The organism is Pseudomonas sp. YA1, from assembly GCF_058680555.1.
The window spans coordinates 99,935-126,812 of sequence record NZ_JBZWBG010000009.1 but is presented as its reverse complement, the minus strand read 5'-3'; the positions used below and the strand labels follow the sequence as shown (position 1 = coordinate 126,812).

The following is a 26,878-nucleotide window of genomic DNA, read 5'->3' as shown; positions in this document are numbered from 1 at the left end:
CCCCATTGCAGGGAGCCGGCGCGGCCGTCCGGGTCAGAAGGTCAGCGTGCCCAGGCCCATGCCCGGGTCGCTGAAGCCGGAGCGACCATCTTCCATGCGACCGCTGAAACGCCGCAGGAAGCTGTCCGATCCCTGCGTGCTGACGCTGAAGTCGTACCAGTTGCCGCTGCTGCGCAGCGAATAGCGGACTTCCCGACGCTGTCCCGGCGGCACGTTGACGGTACGCCGCTCGCCCTGGCGATAGACGTTGTCCTTGACCGTCAGCTTGACCGGATGGCGGCCACGGTTGATCAGTTGCACGCGCAGGTTGCCGAACAGCGGCTCGTAGTCGATCCGCACTTCCGGCAGCGGCGCCTTGCGCTCCGCCAGATCGCGCCGCAGGTTGCCGCGGAAGACCCGGAGGAAACCGTTCGGACCGTGCACTTCCAGGTGGTAGTCGCCGCTGGCGTCGCCCTGGAAGCTGTCGTGCAGGCGCTTGCGCGCGCCAACGGTGTAGCGTTTCGGCGGGTTCTCGCTGTCGAGCAGGTCGAACACCTGGAACACCGCGCCGGCCTTGCCGGTGTTGGCGAAGGTCAGGCTCAGCGCGTCTCCGCCGCTGCGGTAGCGCGCATGCACGCCCAACTCGTAGGGCAAGGCGCGGGCCGGACGGATGCCCATTTCCTGCTTGGGCATGGCGGCCACCGCCGGCGGCTTCGGCTTCGGCAGCTTGATCTGGCTGGCGACGATGGCGTCGGCCTGGCTGGTGTCGGGCAGTTCGGGGAACGGCTCGTTGTTCGGGTTGGCGAAGTTGAACGCCGAGGTCAGGTCGCCGCAGACGGCACGACGCCAGGGACTGATATTCGGCTCCATGACCCCGAAGCGCTGCTCCAGGAAGCGGATCACCGAGGTGTGGTCGAACACCTGGGAGTTGACCCAGCCGCCCTTGCTCCACGACGAGATCACGTACATCGGCACCCGCGGGCCGAGGCCGTAGGGCTGGTTGCGATAACGGATATCGCCCTTGGTGTGCCATTCGAGGGTGGCGTCGGCGGTGGTCTTGCCGCGCAGCGTGCCGTCCTTGTTCAGGCTCGGCGCGGCCGGCGGGGCGATGTGGTCGAAGAAGCCGTCGTTCTCGTCGAACATCACCAGCAGCGCGGTCTTGCTCCAGACCTCCGGGTTGGCGGTCAGCGCGTCGAGTACCCAGGAAGTGTACTCGGCCCCCCAGATCGGGCTGGACGGGCCGGGGTGTTCGGAGTACTTGGCCGGGGCGACGATCCAGGACACCTGCGGCAGGCTGTTGGCCAGCACGTCGCGCTTCAGCGCATCGAGCTTCCAGGTGCTCAGGCCGTTGACGATCAGCGGCGAGTCAGGCGCCGCGGCGCGGTACTGGCGGAAGCCGATCAGCGGGTTGTCGGAGAAGTTGTCGGCCATGTCCTGGTAGACCCGCCAGGTGATGCCGGCGGCCTGCAGGCGCTCGGGATAGGTGGTCCAGGTGTAGCCCTGCTCCACCGGGCCGTTGCTGTCGTGGTCGTTGGTGGTTACCGGGCCGCCATGCTGGCCGAGCGGGTCGTTGGTGCCGGTCCAGAGGAACAGCCGGTTGGGGTTGGTGCCGCCCTGAAACGAGCAGTGATAGGCGTCGCAGATGGTGAAGGCGTTGGCCATCGCGAACTGGAAGGCGATGTCCTGCTCCTTGTAGTAGCCCAGGGAACGCTCGGTCTTGGCCGGCAGCCACTTGTCCATGCGCCCTTCGTTCCAGGCCTGCTGGGCGTCCGGCCAGGTGTGCGGGGTACCGTCGACGCGCTGGGCGCTGGTGGTGCTGGTGTCGAAGTGGTAGGGCAGGATCTCGCCCTTGCTGCCCTTCTGGTGCCAGACCCGCTGGCCGTCGGGCAGCGGGATCGCCATGCGGTCGCCGAAGCCGCGGACGCCCTTGAGGGTGCCGAAATAGTGGTCGAAGGAGCGGTTCTCCTGCATCAGGATCACCACGTGCTCGACGTCCTTGAGGTTGCCATGCCGGCGGTGCGCGGGAATCGCCAGGGCCGCCTGGATGCTCGACGGCAGCATGCTGGTGGCGACGGTGGCGCCGACCGTACCGGCGGCCAGGCGGATGAAGCTTCTTCTGCTTTTCGAAATCATCGGGGGACTCACCAGGTCAGGGTGTGGCACAGGGCTGCCGAGCGCATCCATGACGCCCGCAGGCTCACTCGGCAGCAAGCTGTTCGAACCCCGACGACGCTAGTGAGGGAAAAAGACGCTTTGGTTTCAACACGCTTTGCAACAACTATTCATGCCAACTTCGTCACAATTTCAGATCAAGATTTTGGTCTAGGCCAGATTCCACTTGACAGCCTTCGCCGGCACTCTCCTCACGCTCTTCCCCGCCATTGCAGGAGCAATACCCCCGCCACCACCAGCGCCAGGCCGAGATAGCCCTCCCAGGACAAACGGCGCACCGGGAAACCGGCCCAGCCGAACTGGTCGCAGAGCGCCGAGACCAGCATCTGCCCGGCCACCACGCACGCGATGAAAGTGGCGGCGCCCAGGCGCGGCGCGACCAGGATCGCCACCGTCAGGTAGGCCGCGCCGAACAGCCCGCCGAGCCAGCTCCACCAGGGCGCGCCGCCGAGGCTGGCGGTAGCCGGCAGCGGCACCCGCACCAGCAGCAGGCCCAGGCTGACCACCCCGAGGCTGACGCCCAGCGAAGTCAGGCTGGCGCTCAGCGGATGGCCGAGCAGGCGCCCGAGCAAGGCGTTGCTGCCGGCCTGCAGCACCACCATGCCGCCCACCGAAACTGCCATCAGTACCATCAGATAATTGGGCATGCTGATTCTCCTCCTCCGGCCATTGCCTCTGGAGCGGAGTTTTTGCTATCCACTTCGCGAATGGAAATCGATAGTTGGTACATCCTCCATGCAGCAGATTCATGACCTACGCCGTATCGACCTCAACCTGCTGGTGGTGCTCGACGCGCTCCTCAGCGAGCGCCACGTGTCCCGCGCGGCGCAGCGCCTGGCCATGTCGCAGCCGGCGGTCAGCCACGCCCTCGGGCGTCTCCGCGAACTGTTCGGCGATCCGCTGCTGGTGCGGGTGAAAAGCCGCATGCAGTTGACCAGCCTGGCGCTGGAGCTGGCGCCGAAGCTCCAGGCCAGCCTCGACCAGGTGCGCGGGGTGATCGGCGGGCCAGCCTTCGAGCCGGAGCGCAGCCGGCGCCACTTCCGCCTGGGCATGTCCGACTACGGCGCCTGGGTGGTGCTGCCGGCGCTGCTGCGCCAGCAACAGGCGCTGGCGCCCGGGGTGAGCTTCGGGATAGTCCAGGAACCGCGCCTGGAAACCGCCCGGCAGGTCGCCGAAGGACAACTGGACTGCGCGCTGGGGGTATTCCCCCTGCTTCCGGAGGGCGTGCGCGCCAGGCGCCTGTTCGAGGAGCGTTTCGTCTGCGTCTGTCGGCGCAGCCTGTTCGACCGCCCCGACGGCCTGTCCCTCGACCGCTACCTGGCGGCCCGCCACGTGCGCGTCTCGCTACAGGACAACCCGGCCGAGGAAGTCGACAGCGCCCTGGAAAAGCGCGGCCTGCGCCGGCAGGTAGCGCTGACCCTGCCGCACTTCACCGTGGCCCCGGCGCTGCTGGCCGGCACCGACCTGGTACTGACCATCGCCGAGCGCATCCTCGAACGCCTGCGGCTACCCGAGGAACTGGCGGTCTGCGAGCCGCCGCTGGCGATCCCGCGCTTCGACTACGTGCAGATCTGGCGCGGCGACGCCGAGCGCGAAGCGGCCGGCGCCTGGCTGCGGGAACAGATCCAGGCGGCGGCGCGGAAGATCTGAAGAAGAGTCAGGAAGGCTTTTCCAGCTTGCGCAGCATCTCGCCGACACGCTCGCCGAGCATTTCGTTGGCCGACAGCTTGAGGCCGCGCGCCAGTTCCACCTGGACCACGTGTTCCGCCAGCGGGCGCAGGCGCAGGAACACCTTGGCCAACTCCTGCAGGTCCGGCGCCCCGGGCAGCAGGTCGGTGCCGCGGCCGTCCACCAGGTGGGTGACGATCAGGCGGACGATCCCCGCCGCCAGGTGCTCGGTGTCGCTACGCAACTCGCCGAGGTGATCGAGCAGCGCCTCCAGCGGGATGCCGCTGCGGTACAGCTCCAGCCCGGCCTGGAACAGCCGCGGACTGGGGATCTTCATGCACTCGCCGTCGAACAGCAGCAGGCCCAGCGCCTGGGCCTTGTCGATCACCCGGTCGTTCAGTTCGTCGCCGAAGATCGCCTGGAGTTCGTCGAAGCCGATGCTGCCGGGCGTCTCCAGGTTCCACTCGCCGATGATCGCCTGGTCCAGGCCGAGCACGTGGTCGAGGTCGCGGCCCTGTTCCCAGGCCTCCAGCAATTCCTTGATGTTGGCGCTGGAATAGCCGCGCTCGAGCAACTGGTTGATCAGCCGCAGGCGCTTGAGATGGCTGTCGAAATACACGCCGACCCGGCCGCGCCGCTCCGGCGGCGGCAGCAGGCCGCGGTCCTGGTAGGCACGCACGTTGCGCACGCTGCTGCCGGCCGCGCGCGCCAGTTCGTCGACACTGTATTCGCGGGCATCCTCAGCGGACGGCTGCTCGCCACGTTGCAGCAGGCGCTGCAGGAGGGTCAAGGGTGTGCTCATGGAGGCGGATCATAACGAGGCCCGCCGAACGGCCACAACCTCCGGGGGCGCAACGCTCTTTGCCGGCGTCCGGATGCGCGGGCGCCAACCAAAGACTGGACTCGTCGGTCAGCCGCTTCTCCGACACCGCCGCCAAAACCCGGGGGAAACGTCCCGAGCCTTCTGCCCCGGGCCTTCCGGCGCCGGTAGCAAGTGCCGTAACACCGGCGTGAAGAGACTTCCCAGGGCTGGCGCAACGCCTGCTTATGGGCCAGCATCAACCATGCCATCGATCAATGTCACAATAACGACAAGCCAGCCTGGAGAGAGCCATGTCCCAAGGCGCCTGGGTACCCACTCCCGACGATCTCGATCACTTCCGCCAGGTCCAGCGACTGGCCTATACCTGCTGCGAAACCATCCACGGCGAACTGCGCGCCGGCATCAGCGAGAGGGAAGCCGCGGCGCTGATGAAGACCTGGCTGCAGGATCACGGTGTCGACGACTGGTTCCACCAGCCCTTCGCCTGGTTCGGCAGCCGCACCTCGTTCAAGGGCTTCGACGGCCTGCGTCATCTCGGTGGCTTCAACCTGGCCTTCTACCCCGGCAAGCAGCGCCTGGAGGAAGGCATGCCGTTCATCCTCGACTGCGCGCCGACCCTCGGCGCCTATACCGCCGATGTCGGCTACTCCGGCGCGCTCGGCCACAACCTGTTGCAGGAGCGGCTGATGGACGACCTGCTGATACACCGACGCACCATCCTCGACCTGGTCCGCGAACGGCGCCCCCTGGCCGAAGTCAGCCAGGCGGTCGACCGGCTCTGCGTGATCCAGGGCACCCTGCCACGGCACAAGGCCTATCCCTTCGAAGTGCTCGCCCATCGCGTGGAAAAGCTCGGCAACCGCCGCGGTCCCTCGGTGGCGCGCTTCGGCGTGCGCAACCTGTACACCCTGACGCGCAACGCGCTGGTCACCGGCAAGCGCGAAGGCTGGTCGCCGCTGTGGTCCAGCGGCAAGCGCTCCGAGCACCCGCCGACGCCCGGTCTCTGGGCGGTGGAACCGCACCTGGGGCTACGCGGGGTGGGCGCCAAGTTCGAGGAACTGCTGGTAGTCACCGAAGACGACGCCTACTGGCTCGACGACGACCTGCCGCACGTCCGCCGCTGGCAGGCGCGCGGCCTGCTGCCGCAAGCACGGGAGGCCGCATGAACGCGCTCCTCGCCCTCCCCGACCTGCAGCCGGAACGGCTGTTCGTGCAGTCCGGCGACGTGCGCCTGGCGGTTCATTGCTGGGGCGCGCCGGACAACGACAAGCCGACGCTGCTGATGGTGCATGGCTACCCGGACAACCACGAGACCTGGCTGCCGCTGATCCGCCAACTGGCTGGGCGCTACCGCATCGTCGCCTACGACGTGCGTGGCGCCGGCGCTTCGGACAAGCCACGCTGGAGCCGCGACTACCACCTGCAACGGCTCAGCGAAGACCTGCAGGCGGTGATTCGCGCCACCAGCCCGGATCGCCCGGTGCACCTGCTGGCCCATGACTGGGGCTCGATCCAGACCTGGGAAAGCGTCACCGATCCGCAGTGCCGCCCGCTGATCGCGTCCTATACCTCGATCTCCGGGCCCTGCCTGGACCATGTCGGCTTCTGGATGCGCGAACACCTCAGGCAGCGCAGTCCGAAGGCCCTGAAAGCGGTATTCGGCCAGTTGCTCCACTCCTGGTACATCGCCTTCTTCCATACCCCCGTCGTACCCGAGCTGCTCTGGAGCGTCGGCCTGGCCCGGCTCTGGCCGCAGTTCCTGAAGCGCGCCGAAGGCGTCCGCCATCCACAGGTCAACCCGACCCAGGCCAGCGACGGCCGGCACGGGGTCAAGCTGTACCGCGGCAACTTCATCCGCAGCCTGTTCCGTCCGCGCAAGCGCCACACCGAAGTGCCGGTGCAACTGATCGTACCGACCCGCGACCGTTACGTCGGCGCCCAGCTGTTCCAGCACCTCAGCCTGTGGGCGCCACGCCTGTGGCGGCGCGAGGCGAGCGTCGGCCATTGGCAACTACTGGCCGAGCCGGAGCAACTGGCCGGCTGGCTTGGCGAGTTCATCGACGCCCAGGAAACCGGCGAGTCGCCGCCGGCCCTGCAACGCGCACAGGTCCGCCCCGACGCGCGCTCGATGAGCGGCAAGCTGGTGGTGGTCACCGGCGCCGGCGGCGGCATCGGCCGTTCGACCCTGCTCAGCTTCGCCGAGCGCGGCGCCAGCCTGCTCGCCGCCGATCTCGACCTGGAAGCCGCCGAACGCAGCGCCGAACTGGCCCGCGCCCTTGGCGCCACGGCCCATGCCTACCAGGTCGACGTCGGCGATACCCAGGCCATGGAGCGCTTCGCCGAGTGGGTCCGCGACACCCTCGGAGTCCCGGATGTGGTGGTCAGCAATGCCGGCATCGGCATGGCCGGACCGATGCTCGACACCTCGCCTGCGGAATGGGAGCGCCTGCTGCGGGTCAACCTGTGGAGCGTGATCGATGGCTGCCGCCTGTTCGGCCGGCAGATGGTCGCGGCGAACAAGCCGGGGCACCTGGTCAATGTCGCCTCCGGCGTGGCCTTCGCGCCGTCGCGCAACTACCCCGCCTACGCCACCAGCAAGGCCGCGGTACTGATGCTCAGCGAATGCCTGCGGGCGGAACTGGCCGGACGTTCGATCGGAGTCACCGCGGTGTGCCCAGGCTTCGTCGATACCGGCATCGTCCAGGCCACCCGCTTCGTCGGCATGGACGCCGAACGCCAGGCGCGGCGCCAGGCGAAGATCCAGCGCTTCTACAAGCGACGCCGGCTCAGCCCGGACACCGTCGGGGAAAAGCTGGTGCGCGCCGTGGAGCGCAACAAGGCGGTGGTCTCGGTGGGCAGCGAGGTGCACCTCGGCGCCCTGCAATGGCGCTTCGCGCCCTGGGCCACGCGGTTTCTCGCGCGCTTCGACCTGACTTCCTGAGAGCCTGCCATGAGCGAATTCCACCACAAGCTGGTCCAGCGCAAGGTCCGCTTCGACTTCAGCGATACCCCCCTGCACTGGGTTCCCGGCGAAGCGGAAGCGTCCCAGGTGATGAACGTCCTGCACATGCTCCTGCCTTCCGGCGAACTGTGGTTCTGCCGCCTCTACAACAAGGCCCTGCCGTTGGTTAGCGACGCCCGCCTGCGCGACGACGTGCAGGGTTTCATCCGCCAGGAAGCGATGCATTCGCGGGCCCACGACGGCGCGATCCAGCGCTACCTGAGCAGGTTCGACATCGACTCCAAGCCGTTCACCGACAAGATGGATTTCCTTTTCGAACGCCTGCTCTGCGACTACCCGCTGGGGCAGAACCGCCTGACCCGCGCCCTCGACGGCTGGTGGCTGCGCCAGCGCTGCGCGATCATCGCCGCGGTGGAGCATTTCACCTGCGTGCTCGGCAAGTGGGTGCTGGAGGCCCGGGAGCTGGATCGCCGCGGCAGCGACCCGGTGATGCTCGACCTGCTGCGCTGGCACGGCGCCGAGGAAGTCGAGCACCGCAGCGTCGCCCACGACCTGCACGTGCACCTGGGCGGCAGCTTCGTCACCCGGCAACTGACCATGCTGTTGGTCATCGCGATACTGGTCTACCTGCTCGCCGACGGCACCCGCACCCTCCTCGACCAGGACCCGAGCCTGCGCGGCGCCAAGCGCCAGGGATTCCTACGAACCTGGTGGCGGCTCGGCAAGCAGGGCCTGCTGCCGAACCTCGCGCACACCTTCCGCGACGTCGCCCGCTACTTCAATCCCTGGTACCACCCCGAGCACGAGGCGAATACCCAGGAAGCCCTGGAATACCTGGCCAACTCGCCGGCGGCCCGGCGCGCGGCGAACGCCTGAAAACAATTCACTGGAAATACCGGCAAGCGCCGCGAAAGTTGGAACTTTCGCGGCGCTTGCCCATTGCTTACGTCAGGTCGACGTCAAACAAGGCCGGCAGACGGAAGGTAATTTCCGTAAGCCTGAAAAATGGTGCTCGATAGAATGATTGAAAATAACGGGCGCGTGAGGCGAGACTTTGCAAAAAGCCAGCCATTCTTCTGATGGCATTTTGAAGACAAGCAAAATAAAAGTAAGAAAAGTTACCCTATCGATCGGAAATTAAAGAAAGAAAAGCGAGCGAGAAGAGAATCGAGAAATACGCTCTTCGCGCCCGCCTTCGTATTTGTCCGACCTGCGGTGACTCACTGGCCAGGCAGCGTGATCTCCCGTTCCGAAACGATGATCTTGTTGACCAGGCCGTACTGCACGGCTTCTTCCGCGTTCAGCCAGAAGTCGCGCTCGGTGTCGGCGCTGATCTTCTCCGGCGTCTGCCCGGTGGCTTCGGCGAAGATCCGGTCGAGGCGTTCCTTCATCCGCACGATCTCGCGGCGGTAGATCTCGATGTTGCTCGCCGGCCCCTGGATGCCGCCCGACGGCTGGTGCAGAAGGAAGCGGGTATTGGGCAGCGAATAGCGGTTTTCCTTGTCCGCCGCGGCGTAGATCAGCGCGCCGGCGCTGGCTACGCTGCCGGAACCGATCATGATGACCTTCGGTGTGATGAAGCGGATCGCGTCGAAGATCATGTCGCCGGACTCGACGTGGCCACCCGGGGAATTGACGAACATGTAGATCGGATCGTCGCTGATCGAGGCGAGGATGTGCAGCTGCTGGACGACGTCCTTGGCCATCTTCTCGTCGACCCCGCCGGTGACGAACACCTTCCTGACCTTGAGCGCGTACTCCATCAGCTTGGCGCCGATGGCGCCGTGGGAGTCGCCACCTTCGCGGTCCTTGTCATCGGTTTTCATGCAACCTCCTGGAACTGTTGGTAATCCATCCGGCAAACCTTTCAGGGCATGCGTTCGTTGTTCGCCAGGGCGCGGATATATATCCGTTTAATGCGCCTCTTCCGAGCGGCCCATTATGCATCAGCCAGACACTTTCGAAAGGCTTGCTTCAACTTCGAAAAGACCGGCGAAGGTAATCTCGTGAAGCATAGCCATGCAGGGCCGCGACGCACGTTTCCCGGAACCTAACAGATTTGTAAGTTGCCTCGTAAATACCTACCAGAATTAACAGTTAACAACGCGATTACCCTGCAAGAATTAACAGCTATTTCTTCGAGCCTGCCAAAAGTAATAGTACACCCCGCTCTTGCTTCGGGTGCCGCCGCTTCCCTGCCAACCACGCTGGCTACGGCGCGCTGAACCGTCGACGGGTGGAACCTGTCCGGCGAGGCGTGCGGTGCCCGTGTTCGCCGAATCGATGGATTGTTGAAGAGGACGCAGGGATGGTTCGTTTCGCTCGCTTGCCGCTATCGCCCTACCAACGGGACATCTGGGTCGCCGCCGCGCAGTTTCCGGAACTCGACCAGTACACCATCTTCAGCTACGACCGCTTCACCGGCGAGGTCGATACCCAGGCCCTGGAACGGGCGCTGCTGCAGGCGGCGCGAGACACCGAGGCGTTCCGCCTGCGCCTCGGCGAGACGGACGGTACGCCGTACCAGTGGCTGGACACGGATGCCGAGTTCGAGGCGCGCCACGTCGACCTGCGCGCCGACCGCGACCCCGAGGCCGCCGTGCGATCCTGGTTGCGCGACGCCTTCCGCCACGCCTACCCGCTGGACGGCCGCAGCCTGGTGGACCTGGCCCTGCTGCATAGCGACCAGGCGCTCTACGTCTACGTGCGCACCCACCATATCGTCAGCGACGCCTGGGGCCTGCAGCTATTCCTCAGCCGGGTGCGCGCCGGCTACCTGGGCGAGCTAGGCGAGCCACAGGCGCAGATGCCGACGGCTTCCCTCCTGGCGCAACTCGAGACCGACGACTACTCCGGTTCGGAACAGTACCGCGGCGACCGCGCCTATTTCGCCGACGCCCTGGAGGGCCTGGAGCCGGCCCTCTTCACCCGCAGGCGCCCGGCCGGGCTGCGCCGCACCGCGCGCCACAGGCTGACGCTGGAACGCACACTGCTCGATGCGATCCGCGATCGTGGCGAATCGCCCTTCCTGTTCCTCTCCGCCGCCGTGGCGCTGTACCTGGCGCGGATCCACCAGAACGACGACGTGGTCCTCGGCGTACCGGTGCTGAACCGCGCCGACCGCGCGGCCAAGCAAGTGGTCGGGCACTTCGCCAATACCCTGCCGCTACGCATCCGCACCGCGCCGGAACAGACCGTCGACGAATTCCTGGCGCAGTTGCGCGAGGCGACCCGGACGCTGCTGCGCCACCAGAAGATGCCCCTCGGCGACCTGTTGCGCGGCGCCTCGCCACTGTTCGACACCACCCTTTCCTACATGCGCTGGCCCGCCGCCCAGGCGATCCCGAACGCCAGCGTCGAGACCGTGGCGCAGACCCACGCCCATGACCCGGACGCGTTGGCCATCTGGGTCTCCGAGTTCGACGGGCACAGCGACGCGCAGGTGGATTTCGAATACGCCTGCGATGTGTTCGACGCCGACTTCCCCATGGACGCCGCGGCGCGGCATATCGAAACCTTCCTGCGCGCCCTGGTGGAGGGCGGCGAGCGCCACCTCGGCGAACTCGACCCGCTGTCGGCCGCCGAGCGCGAGGAACTGATCCACACCCGCAACGCCACCGACCAGGCATTCCCCGAGCAGGCTACCCTGCCCACGCTGTTCACCGAGCAGGTGGCGCGTACCCCGCAACGCACCGCACTGCTGGAAGCCGACGGCGGCACGCTCAGCTATGCCGAGCTGGACGCCAAGGTCCAGGCCGTGGCCGACGCCCTGCGCGCAGCGGGTGTTAGCGCCGACGAGCGGGTAGCGCTACTGGTCGCCCGCGGTCCCCACCTGCTGCCGGCTATCCTCGGCGTGCAGCGCGCCGGCGGCGCCTATGTGCCGATCAATCCCGACCATCCCCTGGAGCGCGTCCGCCTGCTGCTGGAAGACTGCGGCGCCCGCGTGGTGCTGGTGGACGAACGCGCGGCGACACTCGGCGAGAGCCTGGGCGAGACGCGCGTGCTGCACCTCGAACGCCTGCCGCAGAGCAATGGCGACCTGCCGGCGGCCAACGTCGCGCCCAGCGACCTGGCCTATGTCATCTATACCTCCGGTTCGACCGGCGTGCCCAAGGGCGTGATGGTCGAACACCGCTCGGTGGTCAACCGCCTGAACTGGATGCAGCGTCGTTATCCGATCGGCGAACGCGACGTGCTTCTGCAAAAGACTCCGGTGACGTTCGACGTATCCGTCTGGGAACTGTTCTGGTGGAGCTTCACCGGCGCCCGCCTGTCGCTGTTGCCGCCCGGCGCCGAGAAGGACCCGCGGGAAATGCTGCGAAGCATCCAGCGCGACGCGGTCACGGTCATCCACTTCGTGCCGTCGATGCTGACGCCGTTCCTCGACCTGCTCGACGGCGACCCGACCGCCCGCGCGGCGGCAAGCTCGCTGCGCCTGGTGTTCTGCAGCGGCGAAGCCCTCGCGCCGTTGCAGGTCGCGCGCTTCCGCCGGCTGTTCGGCGACGCCGTGCGACTGGTCAACCTGTACGGACCGACCGAGGCCACCGTCGACGTGTCCGACCATGAATGCGCCAGCGACAACCCCACGCGGGTCCCGATCGGCCGGCCGATCGACAACCTGCGCCTGTACGTCCTCGACCGCGCGCTCAGGCCGCAGCCCCTCGGCGCCGTCGGCGAGCTATATATAGGAGGCGTCGGCGTCGCCCGCGGCTACCTGAACCGGCCGGAGCTGAACGCCGACCGCTTCCTCGCCGACCCCTTCGTCGCCGGCGGCCGTCTCTACCGTACCGGCGACCTGGCCCGCTGGCTGGCCGACGGCAACCTCGAATACCTCGGCCGCGCCGACGACCAGGTGAAGATCCGCGGCAACCGGGTCGAACCCGACGAAGTACGCGACCGCCTCGCCGCGCTTCCCGGCGTACGCGACGCCGCGGTCGTGGCACGCGATTCGGCGGTACGCGGCACGCACCTGGTCGGCTACTACGTGGCAGCGGCGGAACTCGACGCCGGTCAATTGCGCGCCGGACTTTCGGCGACGCTGCCGGACTTCATGCTGCCAGCCTTCTTCGTGCGCATCGACAGCCTCCCGCTCAGCGCCAACGGCAAGCTCGACCGCCGGCAACTGCCGGCACCGCCGGAACAGGTGGCGGCGGTTGCGCCGCGCACGGCGACCGAGGCCGAACTGGCGGCGGTGTGGGCCGATGTCCTCGGCGTGGCGGAGGTCGGCGTGCACGACGACTTCTACGCCCTCGGCGGCGACTCGATCCTGATGCTGCGCATCCGCGCCGCCGCACAGCGGCGCGGCCTGGGCTTCGAACTCGCCGACCTGATGCGCAACCCGACGGTGGCGGGCCTCGCCGAGCGCCTGGTGCGTCCGCTCGCGGAGCGAAGCTACCAGCCGTTCGAACTGGTTTCCGAAGTCGACAAGCCGCGCCTGGAAGGGCTGGAGGACGCCTTCCCGACCAGCCGGCTGAGTCTCGGCCTGCTCTTCCATAGCCGCCAGCGCCCCGACTCGTCGGTCTACCACGACGTGTTCCACTACCGCTTCGACCTGGCCTGGGACGAAGCCGCGTTCCGCCACGCGCTGGACCGGGTGGTCGCCGCCTATCCCGCGCTGCGTTCGTCGTTCGACCTCAGCGGCGCATCCGAACCGCTGCAACTGGTGCATGCCCAGGCGCGCAGCGAACCGCTGATCCTGGACCTGCGCGGCAACCCGGAGGCCGGGACGGTGCTCGACGAGCACATCCGCCAACGCCGCTTCCATCGCTATTCGCTGCAACAGCCCGGGCTGTTCCTGTTCGCCGCGTTCGTCCGCGAGGACGGCCTGGACCTGGTGTTCAGCTTCCACCATGCGATCCTCGACGGCTGGAGCGTGGCCAACCTGATCGTCGCGCTGGTCGCCGCCTACCGTGGCGAGCCGCTGCCGAGCCCCGCGCCGGCGCTGGCCTGCCATGTCCGCGAGGAGCTGGCCGCGCTGGCTTCGCCGGCCGCCGTGGGGTACTGGACCGGGCTGCTGGAGGGCGCGAGGATGACCCGCCTCGACGGCTTCGGCGCCCACGAGCCGCAAGCCGCGCAAGGTCCGGCCAGCCATCGCGAAGCGCTGCCGGACGGGCTGCTCGAACGACTCAAGGCCACTGCGGCGCAACGCGGACTGCCGTTGAAGTCGCTGCTGCTCGCCGCCCATTGCCTGACCCTGCATCTGTTCTCCCGCAGCGACAGCGTGGTCACCGGCGCGATCAGCAACGGCCGCCCCGAACTGCCCGACGCCGACCGCATGGTCGGCCTGTTCCTGAATACCGTGCCGGTCCGCTCGGAGATTGCCGGGTGTAGCTGGATCGAGGTAGCCGATGCGCTGTTCCGCCAGGAGCGCGACGGACACGCCCACCGCCGCTATCCGCTCAGCGCCATCCAGCAGATCGTCGGCGACGAACTGAGCAGCGCCTTCAACTACGTCAACCTGCATGTCCTCGAACCGCTGTGGCAATTGCGCGACTTCCGCGTCTGGGAAGAAACCAACTTCGCCCTGCTGGTCAACGTGATCGCCACGCCCAGCGACGGCATGTACCTGCGCATCGACAGCGACGGCCGCGGCATCAGCCGCAGCCAGGCCGCGCTGATCGGCGCGACCTTCGTCGAACTCCTGTGGCGCCTCGCCGAGCATCCCGACGAAGCCGCCGACTTCGCCTTCCTCGCCCCTCGCCGCGACGCCGCTTCCCAGCCCGAGCCGCTGGTCGACGTCGTCAGCCTGTTCGAACGCCAGGTCGAGGCGCTGCCGGGCAGCGCCGCGCTGGCCTTCGAGGAGCAACGCTGGACCTATCGCGACCTCGACCATGTGGCGCGCTGCGTGGCCACCCGCCTGGTCCGCGCCGGCGCGCGCCGCGGCGATGCGATCGGAGTGGCGCTGAACCGTTCGCCGGAGATGATCGCGACGATCTGGGGCATCCTGCGCGCCGGCCTGGTCTGCGTGCCGCTGGACGTCAGCTATCCCGCGCAGCGCCTGGCGCTGATCCTGGAGACCGCACAGCCGTTCCGGGTGGTCGCGCATCCCGAGCACGCCCATGTCGCCGCGGCGGAACGGGTGCTGCCGGTAGAGGAACTGGTCGCCGACATCGAGCCCGAGACCTTCGCCGCGCCGCAGCTCGACGAGCTGGCCATGCTGCTGTTCACCTCCGGTTCCACCGGGCGGCCGAAGGGCGTCGAGCTTAGCCACCGGATGTGGGCCAACTACACCCAGTGGCAATTGCGCGTCGCCAGCGGCGTACCGGGGCTGCGCACCCTGCAGTTCGCGCCGCTGAGCTTCGACATGGCCTTCCAGGAGATCTTCTCCACGCTGTGCGGCGGCGGCGAGCTGCAACTCATCTCCAACCGCGAGCGGATGGACCCCTCCGCGCTGCTGCATGTCCTCGAACGCCGCCAGGTCCAGCGCGTGCTGTTGCCCTTCGTCGCCCTGCAACGCCTCGCCGAGGCCTCCAACACCCTGGGCGTACGCCCCGGCGCCCTGCGCGTGGTGGTGTCCTCCGGCGAGCAGTTGCGCATCACCGAAGACGTCCGCACGTTCTGCGCGGCGATGCCCGGGCTGCTGCTGGAGAACCAGTACGGTCCCACCGAGACGCACCAGGTCACCTACCACTCGCTGAGCGGCGATCCGGCGCACTACCCGGACCTGCCGCCGATCGGCCGGCCGCTGGACGGGGTCGAGGTGCAGGTGCTCGACGCCGCGCTGCGCCCGGTACCGGTCGGCGTTACCGGCGAGCTGTACTTCGGCGGCGACTGCCTCGCGCGCGGCTACCACCGCGCCCCCGAACTCACCGCCGAGCGCTTCGTCGAACATCCCTGGCGCCCCGGCGCCAGGCTCTACCGCACCGGCGACCTCGGGCGCATCCTCGGCAACGGCGAGATCGTCTGGCTCGGCCGCGCCGATACCCAGGTCAAGGTCCGCGGCTTCCGCATCGAGCCGGCCGAGGTCGAGCTGGCGATCATGCGCCAGGCCGAGCGCCAGCCGGGCCTGCGCGGCGCGGCGGTGGTGGCTCGCGAGCGCCAGGGCAACGATGCATTCCTCGCTGCCTTCCTGCTCGGCGAGCCCGAGGCGGTGGATCTCGCCGAACTGAAGCAGGCGCTGCGCAGCGAACTGCCGGAACACATGGTGCCGGCGCACTTCGCCTGGGTCGACGGCTTCGCCCTCACCCCCAGCGGCAAGCGCGACGACGCCGCCCTGCGCGCGCTGCCGCTGGAGCACGGGTCGAACATCGAGTACCTGGCCCCGCGCGATGACTACGAGCGCACCCTGGCCGGACTCCTCGGCGAGTTGCTGGATCGTCCCCGGGTAGGCATCCGCGACAGCTTCTTCGATCTCGGCGGCACCTCGCTCAGCGCGATGCGCTTCATGCTGCTGATCGAGAAGCGCTATGGCGTCGACCTGCCGATGGCCGCGCTGATCGAGACGCCGACCGTGGAGGGCCTGGCCGAACGCCTGCGGGAACGCTCGGCGGTGCGCGCCTTCGACCCGCTGGTACCGATCCGTGCCGGCGGCAGCCGCCCGCCGCTGTTCCTCGTCCACCCGCTCGGCGGCCACGTACTCTGCTACCTGCCGCTGGTCCGCGCACTGCCGCCGGACCAGCCGGTATATGCCCTGCAGGCGGCCGGCACCGGCCAGGGCAGTACGCCGCTGGCGGTCCTCGAGGACATCGCCGCCAGTTACCTCGCGGCGATCCGCCGGGTGCAGCCGGAAGGCCCCTATTACCTCGGCGGCTGGTCGTTCGGCGGCTTCGTCGCCTACGAGATGGCCCGGCAACTGCGCGCGCTCGACCCGCAGGCGGTCGCCCAACTGATCGTGCTCGACTCCATCACCGTCGACCGCAACCACGCCGGCAGCGCCAGCGACGAAGCCCTGCTGCTGTTCTTCTACTGGGAACTGGTCTGGTTCGAACGCAGCGACGAGGAGGTCGAGCCGCTGCCTGAAGGCGCGAGCCTGGAGCAGAAACTCGACCACATCGTCGAACGCGCCATCGAGGCCGGCGTACTTCCCGCCGGCACCCCGCGCGCCACCGTGCAGCGGCTCTACGAGCTGTTCCGGGCGAGCTGGCAGGCACTCATCGGCTATCGCCCGGAAGTCAGCGACCAGGACATGACCCTGCTGCGCGCGGACGGCCCGCTGCCGCTGGCGCTGAAGCCGATGCACGACGCCGCCGGCACCCACTACGGCGACCCGAAGAACGGCTGGCAGCACTGGACCAGCGGCCGCCTCGATGTGATCGACGTACCCGGCGACCACCTGGTGCTGATGAAAGAACCCTATGTCGAGACGGTCGCGGCAGAGATCGCCGCGTTGCTCGAACCCTCCACCTCCAGCGAACGGACCCGCCCATGAGCAGACACCCCCTGAAGATCGTCATCGCCGGCGCCGGCATCGGCGGGCTCGCCGCGGCCGCCTGCCTGAAGGCCGCCGGCTTCGAGGTCGAACTCTACGAGCGGGCCAGGGAGCTGCGCGCGGTCGGCTCGGCGCTGTCGCTGATGCCCAACGCGCTGACCGCCCTGGAGAGGGTCGGCGTGCGCCCTGACCTTACCCGCGCCCAGGCCTTCGACTCGCTACGGTTCCTCACCCGGCGCGGGCGACCGATCCGCGCCATCGACTTCGGCGGCCTGGCCCGCCAGCTCGGCCAGCCGAGCCTGGCGATCCACCGCGCGAGCCTGCAGCAGGCGCTGCTGGAACAGGCCCGCGACTGCCGCATCGAACTGGGCGTGAGCGCCACCGGCTACCTGCGCCACGCCGACGGCGAAGGCGTCACCGTGCTCTGCAGCGACGGCCGCGAAGTGCACGCCGACGTGCTGATCGGCGCCGACGGCTTCAACTCGGCGATCCGCGCCACCATGACCGGCCCGGAGCGTCCCACCGACTGGCACTACGTGATCTGGCGCGCCACGCCGGCGTTCCGCCATCCGAAGGTGACGCCGGGCTACGTCGCCCATTACTGGGGTCGTGGGCAGCGCTTCGGTCTCGCCGACATCGGCGAAGGCAACGTCTATTGGTGGGGCACCCGCAACATGCCGGCCGAACAGGCGAAGGACTGGCGCGGCGGCAAGGCGGGCATCCAGCGCCTCTACGCCGGCTGGGCCGACGAAGTGCAGGCGGTCATCGAGGCGACCCCGGAGGCCGACATCAGCAGCCTGCCGGCCCAGGACCGACCGTTCCTCGAGCGCTGGGGCGACGGCCCGGTGACCCTGCTCGGCGATGCCGCGCATCCGATGCTGACCAGCCTCGGCCAGGGCGCCGCCATCGCCATCGAAGACGCCGCGGTGCTGGCCCACTGCCTGGCCACCATCGACGACCCGCAAGCCGCCCTGCGCGCCTACGAGAACCGCCGTCGCGACCGCGCCAGGGCGATGGTCGAGACCTCGCGGGCGCTGAGCCGCATCGAGCAGTTGGAGCATCCGCTGCGCACCGTCGCCCGCGATCTCTACTTCCGCTTCGCTCCGGAGCGAACCTTCGCCCGGCAGAACGAACTGGCACTGACCTTCCCAGGAGTCGAATGATGGCCGAGATACGACGCCCGCTGTCCGCGGTGGAACGCTGGTACTGGCTCAGCGACCAGTTCTCCGCGCTGAACGTGATTTCCCGGGTGCGGGTCCATGGCCAGTTGTCCATCGACGACCTGCGCCGCGGCCTCGACGCGCTGCAGGCGCGGCATCCGCTGCTGCGCGCGCGGATCGAGCACGATGCCGGGCTCGACCCGCGCTGGGTGCCCTGCGAGCGGCCCATCCCGCTGCGCGAGGTGCGCGGTGGTGGCGAGGAGCAATGGCTGCGGGAAATCAACGAGCGCGAATTGCCGGAACGCATCGATCCGGACAGCGGGCCACTGATCCGTACCGTGGCGATCGCCACCGACGCCGGCGCCCACGACCTGCTGGTCGTGGTACCGCACATCATCGCCGACGGCACTACCGTGCTGACCCTCGCCGAACAATGGCTGACCCTGGCCGCCGACCCCGCCGCGCAACCCTGGACCGCCAGCGCCCTGCCGCCGGCGGAGGATCTGCGTCCACGCCGCTTCACCGGCGACGAAGGCGCGGCGCGCCTGGCCGAGCAGACCGCCCAGGACGAAGCGCTGGTCGGCCGCCACCGCCCGGGCCGGATCGAGCCGAGCAACCCGGTGCCGCTGGAAGCGCGGCGTACCCGCCTGCTGCACCGGGAGCTGGACGGCGCGCAGCTGGAACAGCTGCAACGACGCGCCCGCGAACACGGCACCACGGTACACGGCGCGCTGACCGCGGCGCTGGCCATCGCCGCCGGCCACGACCACCAGCGCCGCCCGAGCCACATCGCCATCGGCTCGCCGATCGACTTCCGCGACGAACTGGAGCCGCCGGTGCGCCCCGACGAAGTAGGCACCTACGTCGCCACGGTACCGGTGGTGCTGGACATCGCCCGACCGTTCTGGGAGGTCGCCCGCGCGCTCACCGACGACCTCGGCGAACGCCGTCGCCAGGGCCATCATTTCAACCTGGTCACCCTGGTCGCCAGCGCTGCGCCGCGCTGCATGGCCGACGCGCGGCCATTCATGGCCTTCATGGAAGCCGAAGGGCCGATCAACCTGTGCTCCTCCAACATCGGCCGCTATCCGTTCCCCGAGCGGATCGGCGCCTTGCGCCTCTCCGACGCGCAGTTCCTCACCGGCATCTCAGTGAACGGCTATTTCGTGGCCGCCATCAACTCCAGCCATGGCCGGCTGTTCTGGAACTTCACCTACATCGACGAAGCGGTCCCCGGCGAACGCGCCGAACGCCTGGCCGAAGATTGCCTGGGCACCCTGCTGTCGGCGATCCACGCCCCCCAACGATCCGCCCTCGAGGAGCAATGACATGTTTTTCACCAGCAAACCTCTCTCGCCCCAGGGCCGCCACGTGCTGATCACCGGCGCCTCCAGCGGCCTCGGCCGGGAAACCGCGCTGCACCTGGCCGAACAGGGTTTCCAGGTGATCGCCGGGGTGCGCCGCCAGGAGGATGGCGAGCGCCTGGCGAACGCCTGCCCGTCCGGCCGGATCAGCACGCTGCTGATCGATGTCACCGACGAGGAATCCATTGGCCGGGCCGCCGCGCAGGTGGCGGAGAAAGTCGGCGATACCGGGCTCTGGGGCCTGGTGAACAACGCCGGGATCTGCATTTCCGCGCCGCTGGAATGCGTCTCCAGCGACCTGCTGCGGCGCCAGCTGGAAGTCAACCTGATCGGCCAGCTCGCGGTGACCCGGGCAATCCTGCCGCTGCTGCGCCGTGGCGGCGCGGCGCGCCTGGTGAACGTCACCTCGGGCCTCGGCTCGGTCGCCATTCCCTACCTGGGCGCCTACTCCGCCGCGCAGTTCGCCAAGGAGGGAGTGAGCGACGCCCTGCGCCGCGAGCTGGCGCCCATGGGCATCCAGGTCTCGGTGGTCAGCCCCGGGGCGATCTGGACGCCGATCTGGGGCAAGATCGCCAGCGAGGGCGAGCGCGCCCTGGCCGACGCCCCCGACGCCGTCGCCGACCTCTATCGCGATACCTACCTGCGCTTCCTCCAGGCCAACGAGGACGGCGCGCGCAACAGCGCGACCAAGCCCGCCGACGTCGCCGCCGCGGTGCATGCCGCGCTCACCGCGGCCAAGCCGCGGACCCGCTACCGGGTCGGCGCCGACGTGCGCCGCGGCACCCTGCTGGCGCGGCTGCTGCCCGATAGCGTGATCGACGGGATGTTCCGCCCCATCGTCACCGCCGCCCCGGCGGCGAAGGAGGAGCAACGTGCCTGATCGCAAACTGAGACTGGGCGAGGAACTGATCTCGCCACTGCACGCGCTCTACGACGGCCTGCAGGTGGACGGCGCGCCGCGTCCCGCGCATCGCGCCGCCGAGCATCCGGTGTGGGTGGTGACGCGCTACCGCGACGCGCGCAAGGTCCTCAACCATCCGGGCGTCCGCCGCGACGCCCGGCAGGCCGCCGAACTCTACGCGAAGCGTACCGGCAGCCCGCGCGCGGGGATCGGCGAGGGACTCAGCCACCACATGCTCAACCTCGACCCGCCGGACCATACCCGCCTGCGCTCGCTGGTCGGCCGCGCGTTCACCCCGCGCCAGGTGGAGCGCCTGCAACCGCATATAGAACGGATCACCGAGGAATTGCTGGACGCCATGGCCGGCCGCGAACAGGCCGACCTGATGGCCGACTTCGCGATCCCGCTGACCATCGCGGTGATCTTCGAGCTGCTGGGCATTCCCGAGGCCGAGCGCGAACACGCCCGCCAGTCCTGGGAGCGCCAGGCGGAACTGCTGTCGCCGGAGGAGGCCCAGGCCCTGGCCGATGCGCAGGTCGACTACCTGCGCGTGCTGCTCGAGGCCAAGCGCCGGCAGCCGGCCGACGACGTCTACAGCGGGCTGGTGCAGGCCGCCGACGAGAGCGGCCAGCTGAGCGAGGCGGAACTCGTCTCCATGGCCCACCTGCTGATGATGAGCGGCTTCGAGACCACCATGAACATGATCGGCAACGCGCTGGTCACCCTGCTGGTCAACCCGGAGCAACTGGCGTTGCTGCGGGCGCAGCCGGAACTCCTGCCCAACGCCATGGAAGAACTGGTCCGCCACGACAGCCCGGTGCGCGCCTCGATGTTGCGCTTCACCGTGGAAGACGTAGAACTGGACGGGGTCACCATTCCCGCCGGCGAATACATCCTGGTCTCCAACCTGACCGCCAACCACGACGCCGAGCGCTTCGACGATCCCGACCGCCTCGACCTTATCCGCAACACCGATGGCCATCTCGGCTACGGCTTCGGCGTGCACTACTGCGTCGGCGCCTCGCTGGCCCGGCTGGAGGGGCGGATCGCCATCCAGCGCCTGCTCGCGCGCTTCCCCGACCTCCAGTTGGCGGTGCCCCACGCGGAGCTGCAGTGGCTGCCGATCACCTTCCTCCGCGCCCTGATCAGCGTGCCGGTGCGCACCGGATGCAGCGCCCCGGCGAACACCGCCTCCCACGCCAACCCGATCGAGAGGATCGCCCAATGAATGCCAAGGAAATTCTCGTCCACAGCCTGCGCCTCCTGGAAAACGGCGATGCCCGTGGCTGGTGCGACCTGTTCCATCCGGAAGGCGTACTCGAATTCCCCTACGCCCCGCCGGGCTGGAAGACCCGCTTCGAGGGCCGCGAAACCATCTGGGCGCACATGCGCCTGTTTCCCGAGCACCTGACCGTGCGCTTCACCGACGTGCAGTTCTACGAGACCGCCGACCCCGACCTGGCCATCGGCGAATTCCATGGCGACGGCGTGGCCACCGTTTCCGGCGGCAAGCTGGCGCAGGACTACATCTCGGTGCTGCGCACCCGCGACGGCCAGATCCTGCTCTACCGCGACTTCTGGAATCCGCTGCGGCACCTCGAGGCCCTGGGCGGGGTCGAGGCCGCCGCCAAGATCGTCCAGGGAGCCTGAGCCATGCCGCGCGCCGCCGTGGTCTGCGGCCTGGGCAGCTACCTGCCCGAGGCCGTGCTCAGCAACGACATGCTCGCCGCCGAGCTGGACACTTCCGACGCCTGGATCAGCAGCCGCACCGGCGTGCGCCAGCGGCATATCGCCGGCGACCTCGGCAGCGGCGACCTGGCCCTGCGGGCGGCCTCCGCCGCGCTCGCCTCGGCGGGGCTGGAGCGAGTCGACGCGGTGGTGCTGGCAACCAGCACCGGCGACTTCTGCTGCCCGGCCACCGCGCCCAGGGTCGCGGCGCGCCTGGGGTTGGTCGGCGCGCTCGCGTTCGACCTGTCCGCCGCCTGCACCGGCTTCGTCTACGGCCTGGCCAGCGTCGGCTCGCTGATCAGCGCCGGGCTGGCGGACAGCGCGCTGCTGGTCGGGGTGGACACTTTCAGCCATACCCTCGACCCCGCCGATCGCTCGACCCGCGCACTGTTCGGCGACGGCGCCGGAGCGGTGGTGCTGCGTGCCGGCGATGCCGAGGAAGAAGGCGCGCTGCTGGCCTTCGACCTCGGCAGCGACGGCCACCAGTTCGACCTGCTGATGACCCCCGCCGTGAGTCGCGCCGAACGCAGTTCCGGACAGGCCTCCAACTACTTCCGGATGGACGGCAAGGCAGTGTTCGGCCAGGCGGTGACGCAGATGAGCGACTCGGTGCAGCGGGTACTCGACCGGGTCGGCTGGCAAGCTTCGGACCTCCATCACCTGGTCCCGCACCAGGCCAACACACGCATCCTCGCGGCGGTCGCCGACCAGCTCGACCTTCCCGTCGAGCGAGTGGTGAGCAACATCGCCGAGGTGGGCAACACCGTCGCCGCCTCGATTCCCCTGGCCCTGGCCCACGGCCTGCGCCAAGGCATCCTGCGCGACGGCGGCAACATGGTCCTCACCGGTTTCGGTGCCGGACTGACCTGGGGTTCGGTCGCCCTGCGCTGGCCGAAGATCGTTCCGACAATGGACTGAAGAGGGAAGAACAATGCCCAACGACATGGAAGACCATCTCCTCACCGTGCTTAGCGTCGCCAGCGGCGTGCCGAAGGAGGAAATCAGCCGGGACAGCAGGATGGAAGACCTGGCTTTCGATTCGCTGGTGGTCAGCGAGCTGTCGCTGAAGCTGCGCAAGGAGTTCGGCGTCACCGGGGTCGACGACGAACTCGACCTGCTGGAAACGGTGGACGAACTGTTCCAGCTGGTCGAGAAGCACCGCGCCGCCTGAGGCCAGCGAACGCCGGCGTTCCGTCGCTTCTCTGCCAGGCGAAGGCGGTGTCGGGACATGGGAACGCGCATCGCCTTCGATCAACCAACACCAGAGCGAGATTCGCTGGAGGAAGAGGTGAGTCAGAACATGGATCTCACGATCGGGACGCATCGGGAGTCGGCTTTCTACGAGCTGGAGTTCGGACCGAGGACGATAATGACCCTGGCCAACTTTCCGGACGACGTGCTGCCGTTGTTGCAAATGGAAAGCCTGATGACCTTCGAGGCGATGGCCTACCTGCGCTGCGACGCACTGGTCGAGCTAGGCTGCTACGACGGCCGGGCGCTGGAAATCGCGCGCCTGCTCAATGCCCGCTATCTCGGCGTCGACCTCGACCAGCGGGCGATCGAGACGCTGCGCACGCGGATCAAGCGCGAGGGCATGAGCGATCGCGCGGACACGGTGGTCGACGACATCCTCAACCACACCAGGCGCGGTGCCTCGGTCGGCTCGCGCGCGCTGTACCTGCTGCCGTTCAACCTGCTGGGCAACTTCCGCGAGCCGAAACGGCTGCTCGACTCCCTCGCCGAGCGCAGCGTGGCGGCGGTGGTCTCGGTGTTCGGCGACAGCGCCGAGGCCACCCGCGTCCGCCAGAGCTACTACCGCCGTTGCGGGGTGCAGGGCCTGGAGCTGCACGCGCGGGACGACGGCACCGTGTTCACCGGCAGCGACGGCTTCTACTCGCGCTCGTATTCGCGCGCCTGCCTCCACGCCCTGCTCGCCGAGTGCGGGCTGACCGTGGTGCGCAGCGCTTCGAACCTGTTCGCCCACTGCGTGACGGTGCTGCCCGAAGGCGCCGACCAGGGCTTCGGTTCGTCGGCGGCATGAGTCGCCGTCGTGCATTCATCGCGCGGCCACGGCACGGGCAGCTCGCCGTGGCTCGCTTCATCGTCGTCTGAACCGCTCGGGAGCTGGAAACATGCCTTTGATTGTCTACGTGCTCGGTGCCGCGATCTTCGCCCTGACCACCAGCGAATACATGGTCGCCGGGCTGATGCCGGCGCTGGCCGCCGAATTCGGCGTGTCCTTCGCCGCGATCGGCTACCTGGTCACCTTCTACGCCGGCGCGATGGCCGTCGGCGGCCCGCTGCTGACCACCGCCCTGCTCCGGGTGCCGCGCAAGAACGCCCTGCTCGGCCTGATCGCGCTGTTCGTGGTCGGCCAGGTCATCGGCGCCCTGGCGCCGGGCTATGCGGTGATGGTCGCGGCGCGACTGGTCACCGCGGTCGCCGCCGCGGCCTTCTTCGGCGTGGCGCTGACCGCCTGCGCCGAACTGGTCGAAGGCAACCAGTTCGGCCGCGCGTCGTCGCTGGTGCTCGGTGGCCTGATGGTCGGCACCGTGCTCGGCCTGCCCGTCGCCACCTGGCTGGGCGAATGGTACGGCTGGCGCGCGAGCTTCTTCGCGGTGGCGCTGGTGGCGGTGCTGGTCGGCCTGCTGGTGTTGCAGCTGATGCCGGCGATCCCGGGGTCGGCGGGCAGCGGTTCGCTGCGCGAGGAACTGAAGGTGTTCAGGAACGCCCATCTATGGTGGGTCTACGCCACCAGCCTGCTGCTGATCGGCGCCACCTTCGCCGGCTTCACCTATTTCGTGCCGATCCTCACCGAGGTCAGCGGCTTCTCCGCCTCGACCGTACCGCTGCTGCTGGTGGTCTACGGCCTGGCGACGCTGGTGGGCAACAACATCGTCGGCCGCCTGGCCGACCGCCATACCATCGCGGTCCTGGCCTTCGGCCTGCTGGCGGCCATCGCCGCGATGGTGGCCTTCGCCCTGTTCGGACAGGTTCCGGCGGTGGCGGTGGCGGCGCTGGTGGTGATCGGCCTGACCGGGGTGTCGATGAACCCGGCGCTGGTGACTCGCGGCGCACGAGTCGGCCATAACAACATGCTGGTCAACTCGGTGCACACCGCCTGCATCATGCTCGGCGTGATGGCCGGTTCCTGGATCGGCGGCCTGGGCATCGCCGGCGGATTCGGCCTGCAGGGCGCGCTCTGGGTCGGCGCGGCCCTCGGGGTGCTGGCGCTGCTGACCCTGCTGCCGGAGCTGCGCTTCGCCCGCGCCCCGGTGGGCGGGGCGCTGGGCCGCTGAGCGAGATCCCTCAGGCGCTGCGCGCCAGCCAGCGGCAGTAGCCGGCGACGCCCTCTTCCAGGCTCTGGAAATCGTCGCGGTAGCCCGCCTCGCGCAGCAGCTCCAGGTCGGCGCAGGTGTGGCTCTGGTAGCGCGCCCGCAGCGACTCGGGGAACTCGCGGTAGCCGAGCAGGCCGCTTTCCACCACCTGCTGCAGCGACAGGGGCGGCTGGTCGGCGTTGGCGCGGACGCTATTGATCACCGCCAGGGCGACCTCGTTGAAGGTCCGCGCCTGGCCGCTGCCGAGGTTGAAGATTCCCGAACGCTGCGGATGATCGAAGAAATGCAGGTTGACCCGCGCCACGTCCTCCACCGCGACGAAGTCGCGCAGGTGGCCGCCGGGCGGAAAGCCACCGTGTTCGCCGAACAGTTCGACCCGCCCGTCGCGGCGCAATTGCTGGTAGCAGTGGTAGGCCACCGAGGCCATCCGCCCCTTGTGTTCCTCGCGCGGCCCGTAGACGTTGAAGTAACGCAGGCCGACCACCTGGCTGCGCGCCTGCGGCAGCGCCCGGCGCACACGCTGGTCGAAGAGGAACTTGGAATAGCCGTAGACGTTCAGCGGCCGCTCGTACTGGCGCGCCTCGCGGAAGGTCCGGCCGGCGCCGTAGACCGCCGCCGACGAGGCGTAGAGGAACGGCACGCCGAGTTCCAGGCTGCTTTCCAGCAGGCGGCAACTGTAGCGGTAGTTGTTCTCCATCATGTAGCGGCCATTGCTTTCCAGGGTGCTGGCGCAGGCGCCCTGGTGGAACAGCGCGCGGACCGTGCCGAAGTCGCCGCGGGCGTAGCGCTCGAGGAAGTCGTTCTGGTCCAGGTAGTCGGCGATATCGGCGTCCGCCAGGTTGCGGAACTGCTCGCCGTCGGTGAGATCGTCCACCGCGATGATGTCGGTCTCGCCGCGCCGGTTCAGCGCCTGCAGCAGATTGCTGCCGATGAAGCCGGCGGCGCCGGTGACGATGATGCTCATGGGCACTCCCTTCGACAGGATGAATGCCCCCAGGCTATGCCTATGCGCCGTGCCGCCCGTTGACCTGCAACAAGCCATGGGCGGACGGCAGCGGTTCAGCGGGAAGGACGATCGTTGTGACCGAGGTCGCGTTGCGGGTCGATGCGGTCGCGAACCCGCTGTTTGAGCGCCTTGGCCTCGGGGAAGCCGCCGTCGGCCTTGCGTTCCCAGACCTGCACGCCGTCGCAGGTGATACGGAAGACGCCACCGGTTCCGGGCTCCAGGCAGACTTTTCCGAGATCGTCGGCGAAGGTGCTGAGCAGTTCCTGGGCCAGCCAGGCGGCACGCAGTAGCCACTGGCACTGGGTGCAATAGGTGATGACGATTTCGGGCTTGGCGGTGGGCATGTCGGCGGCTCAGGGGAAACGGTCGCGCCTATAATAGCCGCCTTTTCACCCGGCTCCGGATCGTTC

At 68.6% G+C, this 26,878-nt stretch carries 20 protein-coding genes; 14 read left to right on the top strand and 6 right to left on the bottom strand.

What is annotated here, in order from left to right:
* Positions 1 to 33 precede the first annotated feature (33 nt).
* Positions 34 to 2,112, bottom strand: coding sequence for a phosphocholine-specific phospholipase C (locus AC4OR5_RS14630; RefSeq protein WP_122379225.1), 2,079 nt, complete (start codon positions 2,110 to 2,112; stop codon positions 34 to 36).
* 230 nt (positions 2,113 to 2,342) lie between these two features.
* Positions 2,343 to 2,798, bottom strand: coding sequence for a DMT family transporter (locus AC4OR5_RS14625; protein ID WP_003091697.1), 456 nt, complete (start codon positions 2,796 to 2,798; stop codon positions 2,343 to 2,345).
* A gap of 88 nt (positions 2,799 to 2,886) precedes the next feature.
* On the opposite strand from AC4OR5_RS14625, the gene AC4OR5_RS14620 reads away from it, so the two are divergent.
* Entirely contained in the window at positions 2,887 to 3,801 is a 915-nt protein-coding gene (locus AC4OR5_RS14620) for a LysR substrate-binding domain-containing protein (protein WP_003110953.1), read from the top strand.
* 7 nt (positions 3,802 to 3,808) lie between these two features.
* Here AC4OR5_RS14620 and AC4OR5_RS14615 read toward each other — a convergent pair whose 3' ends face one another.
* The gene (locus AC4OR5_RS14615) at positions 3,809 to 4,621 is read right to left on the bottom strand and encodes a MerR family transcriptional regulator (protein ID WP_009313699.1); all 813 of its coding nucleotides are present in this window, start codon (positions 4,619 to 4,621) and stop codon (positions 3,809 to 3,811) included.
* A 311-nt stretch (positions 4,622 to 4,932) separates the two neighbouring features.
* On the opposite strand from AC4OR5_RS14615, the gene AC4OR5_RS14610 reads away from it, so the two are divergent.
* From AC4OR5_RS14610 to AC4OR5_RS14600, 3 genes are read left to right on the top strand one after another with little or no spacing between them, the layout of a single operon-like run.
* Positions 4,933 to 5,808, top strand: a complete 876-nt coding sequence (locus AC4OR5_RS14610; protein ID WP_003091703.1) for a M24 family metallopeptidase — start codon at positions 4,933 to 4,935, stop codon at positions 5,806 to 5,808.
* Positions 5,805 to 7,583, top strand: coding sequence for an SDR family oxidoreductase (locus AC4OR5_RS14605; RefSeq protein WP_003130325.1), 1,779 nt, complete (start codon positions 5,805 to 5,807; stop codon positions 7,581 to 7,583). The genes AC4OR5_RS14610 and AC4OR5_RS14605 overlap by 4 nt, the downstream gene beginning before the upstream one ends.
* A 9-nt stretch (positions 7,584 to 7,592) precedes the next feature.
* Positions 7,593 to 8,480 carry a metal-dependent hydrolase gene (locus AC4OR5_RS14600; RefSeq protein ID WP_003091705.1) on the top strand — a complete coding sequence of 296 codons (888 nt, stop codon included), beginning with the start codon at positions 7,593 to 7,595 and terminating at the stop codon, positions 8,478 to 8,480.
* Positions 8,481 to 8,824: 344 nt separating this feature from the next.
* Here the strand turns inward: AC4OR5_RS14600 and AC4OR5_RS14595 are convergent, their stop codons facing one another.
* Positions 8,825 to 9,430, bottom strand: coding sequence for an ATP-dependent Clp protease proteolytic subunit (locus AC4OR5_RS14595; RefSeq protein ID WP_003091706.1), 606 nt, complete (start codon positions 9,428 to 9,430; stop codon positions 8,825 to 8,827).
* A 482-nt stretch (positions 9,431 to 9,912) separates the two neighbouring features.
* On the opposite strand from AC4OR5_RS14595, the gene AC4OR5_RS14590 reads away from it, so the two are divergent.
* The 10 genes from AC4OR5_RS14590 (at position 9,913) to AC4OR5_RS14545 (ending at position 25,423) form a co-directional block, all read left to right on the top strand.
* Entirely contained in the window at positions 9,913 to 16,971 is a 7,059-nt protein-coding gene (locus tag AC4OR5_RS14590) for an amino acid adenylation domain-containing protein (protein ID WP_058160046.1), read from the top strand.
* Entirely contained in the window at positions 16,968 to 18,134 is a 1,167-nt protein-coding gene (locus AC4OR5_RS14585) for an FAD-dependent oxidoreductase (protein WP_003091709.1), read from the top strand. The genes AC4OR5_RS14590 and AC4OR5_RS14585 overlap by 4 nt, the downstream gene beginning before the upstream one ends.
* On the top strand, positions 18,131 to 19,459 hold the full coding sequence (locus AC4OR5_RS14580) for a condensation domain-containing protein (RefSeq protein ID WP_023443485.1): 1,329 nt from the start codon (positions 18,131 to 18,133) through the stop codon (positions 19,457 to 19,459). The genes AC4OR5_RS14585 and AC4OR5_RS14580 overlap by 4 nt, the downstream gene beginning before the upstream one ends.
* Before the next feature lies 1 nt (position 19,460).
* Entirely contained in the window at positions 19,461 to 20,375 is a 915-nt protein-coding gene (locus AC4OR5_RS14575) for an SDR family NAD(P)-dependent oxidoreductase (RefSeq protein ID WP_003119645.1), read from the top strand.
* A complete protein-coding gene (locus tag AC4OR5_RS14570) occupies positions 20,368 to 21,624 on the top strand; it encodes a cytochrome P450 family protein (protein ID WP_058160047.1) in 1,257 nt (418 codons plus the stop codon). Before AC4OR5_RS14575 ends, AC4OR5_RS14570 begins: the two co-directional genes overlap by 8 nt.
* Positions 21,621 to 22,046 (top strand): nuclear transport factor 2 family protein, encoded by a 426-nt coding sequence (locus tag AC4OR5_RS14565; RefSeq protein ID WP_003091711.1) that lies wholly within the window; start codon positions 21,621 to 21,623, stop codon positions 22,044 to 22,046. Before AC4OR5_RS14570 ends, AC4OR5_RS14565 begins: the two co-directional genes overlap by 4 nt.
* Before the next feature lie 3 nt (positions 22,047 to 22,049).
* The gene (locus AC4OR5_RS14560) at positions 22,050 to 23,042 is read left to right on the top strand and encodes a beta-ketoacyl-ACP synthase III (RefSeq protein WP_023100898.1); all 993 of its coding nucleotides are present in this window, start codon (positions 22,050 to 22,052) and stop codon (positions 23,040 to 23,042) included.
* A gap of 13 nt (positions 23,043 to 23,055) precedes the next feature.
* Entirely contained in the window at positions 23,056 to 23,295 is a 240-nt protein-coding gene (acp3, locus tag AC4OR5_RS14555; protein WP_003106204.1) for an acyl carrier protein Acp3, read from the top strand.
* A gap of 117 nt (positions 23,296 to 23,412) precedes the next feature.
* Positions 23,413 to 24,165 (top strand): SAM-dependent methyltransferase, encoded by a 753-nt coding sequence (locus tag AC4OR5_RS14550; protein ID WP_019485685.1) that lies wholly within the window; start codon positions 23,413 to 23,415, stop codon positions 24,163 to 24,165.
* Between the two features lie 91 nt (positions 24,166 to 24,256).
* Positions 24,257 to 25,423 (top strand): MFS transporter, encoded by a 1,167-nt coding sequence (locus AC4OR5_RS14545; RefSeq protein ID WP_003106206.1) that lies wholly within the window; start codon positions 24,257 to 24,259, stop codon positions 25,421 to 25,423.
* 10 nt (positions 25,424 to 25,433) lie between these two features.
* On the opposite strand, the gene rfaD is transcribed toward AC4OR5_RS14545, so the two are convergent.
* Positions 25,434 to 26,426, bottom strand: a complete 993-nt coding sequence (rfaD, locus tag AC4OR5_RS14540) for an ADP-glyceromanno-heptose 6-epimerase (RefSeq protein WP_058160048.1) — start codon at positions 26,424 to 26,426, stop codon at positions 25,434 to 25,436.
* A 95-nt stretch (positions 26,427 to 26,521) separates the two neighbouring features.
* Positions 26,522 to 26,812, bottom strand: a complete 291-nt coding sequence (locus AC4OR5_RS14535; protein ID WP_003091717.1) for an Rdx family protein — start codon at positions 26,810 to 26,812, stop codon at positions 26,522 to 26,524.
* Positions 26,813 to 26,878 lie beyond the last annotated feature (66 nt).

Bases quoted from the DNA above. Each gene is read 5' to 3' on its own strand.
- AC4OR5_RS14625 (WP_003091697.1), bottom strand. From the start codon at position 2,798: ATGCCCAATTATCTGATGGTACTGATGGCAGTTTCGGTGGGCGGCATG.
- AC4OR5_RS14615 (WP_009313699.1), bottom strand. From the start codon at position 4,621: ATGAGCACACCCTTGACCCTCCTGCAGCGCCTGCTGCAACGTGGCGAG.
- AC4OR5_RS14580 (WP_023443485.1), top strand. From the start codon at position 18,131: ATGATGGCCGAGATACGACGCCCGCTGTCCGCGGTGGAACGCTGGTAC.
- AC4OR5_RS14605 (WP_003130325.1), top strand. From the start codon at position 5,805: ATGAACGCGCTCCTCGCCCTCCCCGACCTGCAGCCGGAACGGCTGTTC.
- AC4OR5_RS14620 (WP_003110953.1), top strand. From the start codon at position 2,887: ATGCAGCAGATTCATGACCTACGCCGTATCGACCTCAACCTGCTGGTG.
- AC4OR5_RS14585 (WP_003091709.1), top strand. From the start codon at position 16,968: ATGAGCAGACACCCCCTGAAGATCGTCATCGCCGGCGCCGGCATCGGC.
- AC4OR5_RS14610 (WP_003091703.1), top strand. From the start codon at position 4,933: ATGTCCCAAGGCGCCTGGGTACCCACTCCCGACGATCTCGATCACTTC.
- AC4OR5_RS14600 (WP_003091705.1), top strand. From the start codon at position 7,593: ATGAGCGAATTCCACCACAAGCTGGTCCAGCGCAAGGTCCGCTTCGAC.
- AC4OR5_RS14545 (WP_003106206.1), top strand. From the start codon at position 24,257: ATGCCTTTGATTGTCTACGTGCTCGGTGCCGCGATCTTCGCCCTGACC.
- AC4OR5_RS14630 (WP_122379225.1), bottom strand. From the start codon at position 2,112: ATGATTTCGAAAAGCAGAAGAAGCTTCATCCGCCTGGCCGCCGGTACG.
- AC4OR5_RS14595 (WP_003091706.1), bottom strand. From the start codon at position 9,430: ATGAAAACCGATGACAAGGACCGCGAAGGTGGCGACTCCCACGGCGCC.
- AC4OR5_RS14575 (WP_003119645.1), top strand. From the start codon at position 19,461: ATGTTTTTCACCAGCAAACCTCTCTCGCCCCAGGGCCGCCACGTGCTG.
- AC4OR5_RS14560 (WP_023100898.1), top strand. From the start codon at position 22,050: ATGCCGCGCGCCGCCGTGGTCTGCGGCCTGGGCAGCTACCTGCCCGAG.
- AC4OR5_RS14565 (WP_003091711.1), top strand. From the start codon at position 21,621: ATGAATGCCAAGGAAATTCTCGTCCACAGCCTGCGCCTCCTGGAAAAC.
- rfaD (WP_058160048.1), bottom strand. From the start codon at position 26,426: ATGAGCATCATCGTCACCGGCGCCGCCGGCTTCATCGGCAGCAATCTG.
- AC4OR5_RS14590 (WP_058160046.1), top strand. From the start codon at position 9,913: ATGGTTCGTTTCGCTCGCTTGCCGCTATCGCCCTACCAACGGGACATC.
- AC4OR5_RS14535 (WP_003091717.1), bottom strand. From the start codon at position 26,812: ATGCCCACCGCCAAGCCCGAAATCGTCATCACCTATTGCACCCAGTGC.
- acp3 (WP_003106204.1), top strand. From the start codon at position 23,056: ATGCCCAACGACATGGAAGACCATCTCCTCACCGTGCTTAGCGTCGCC.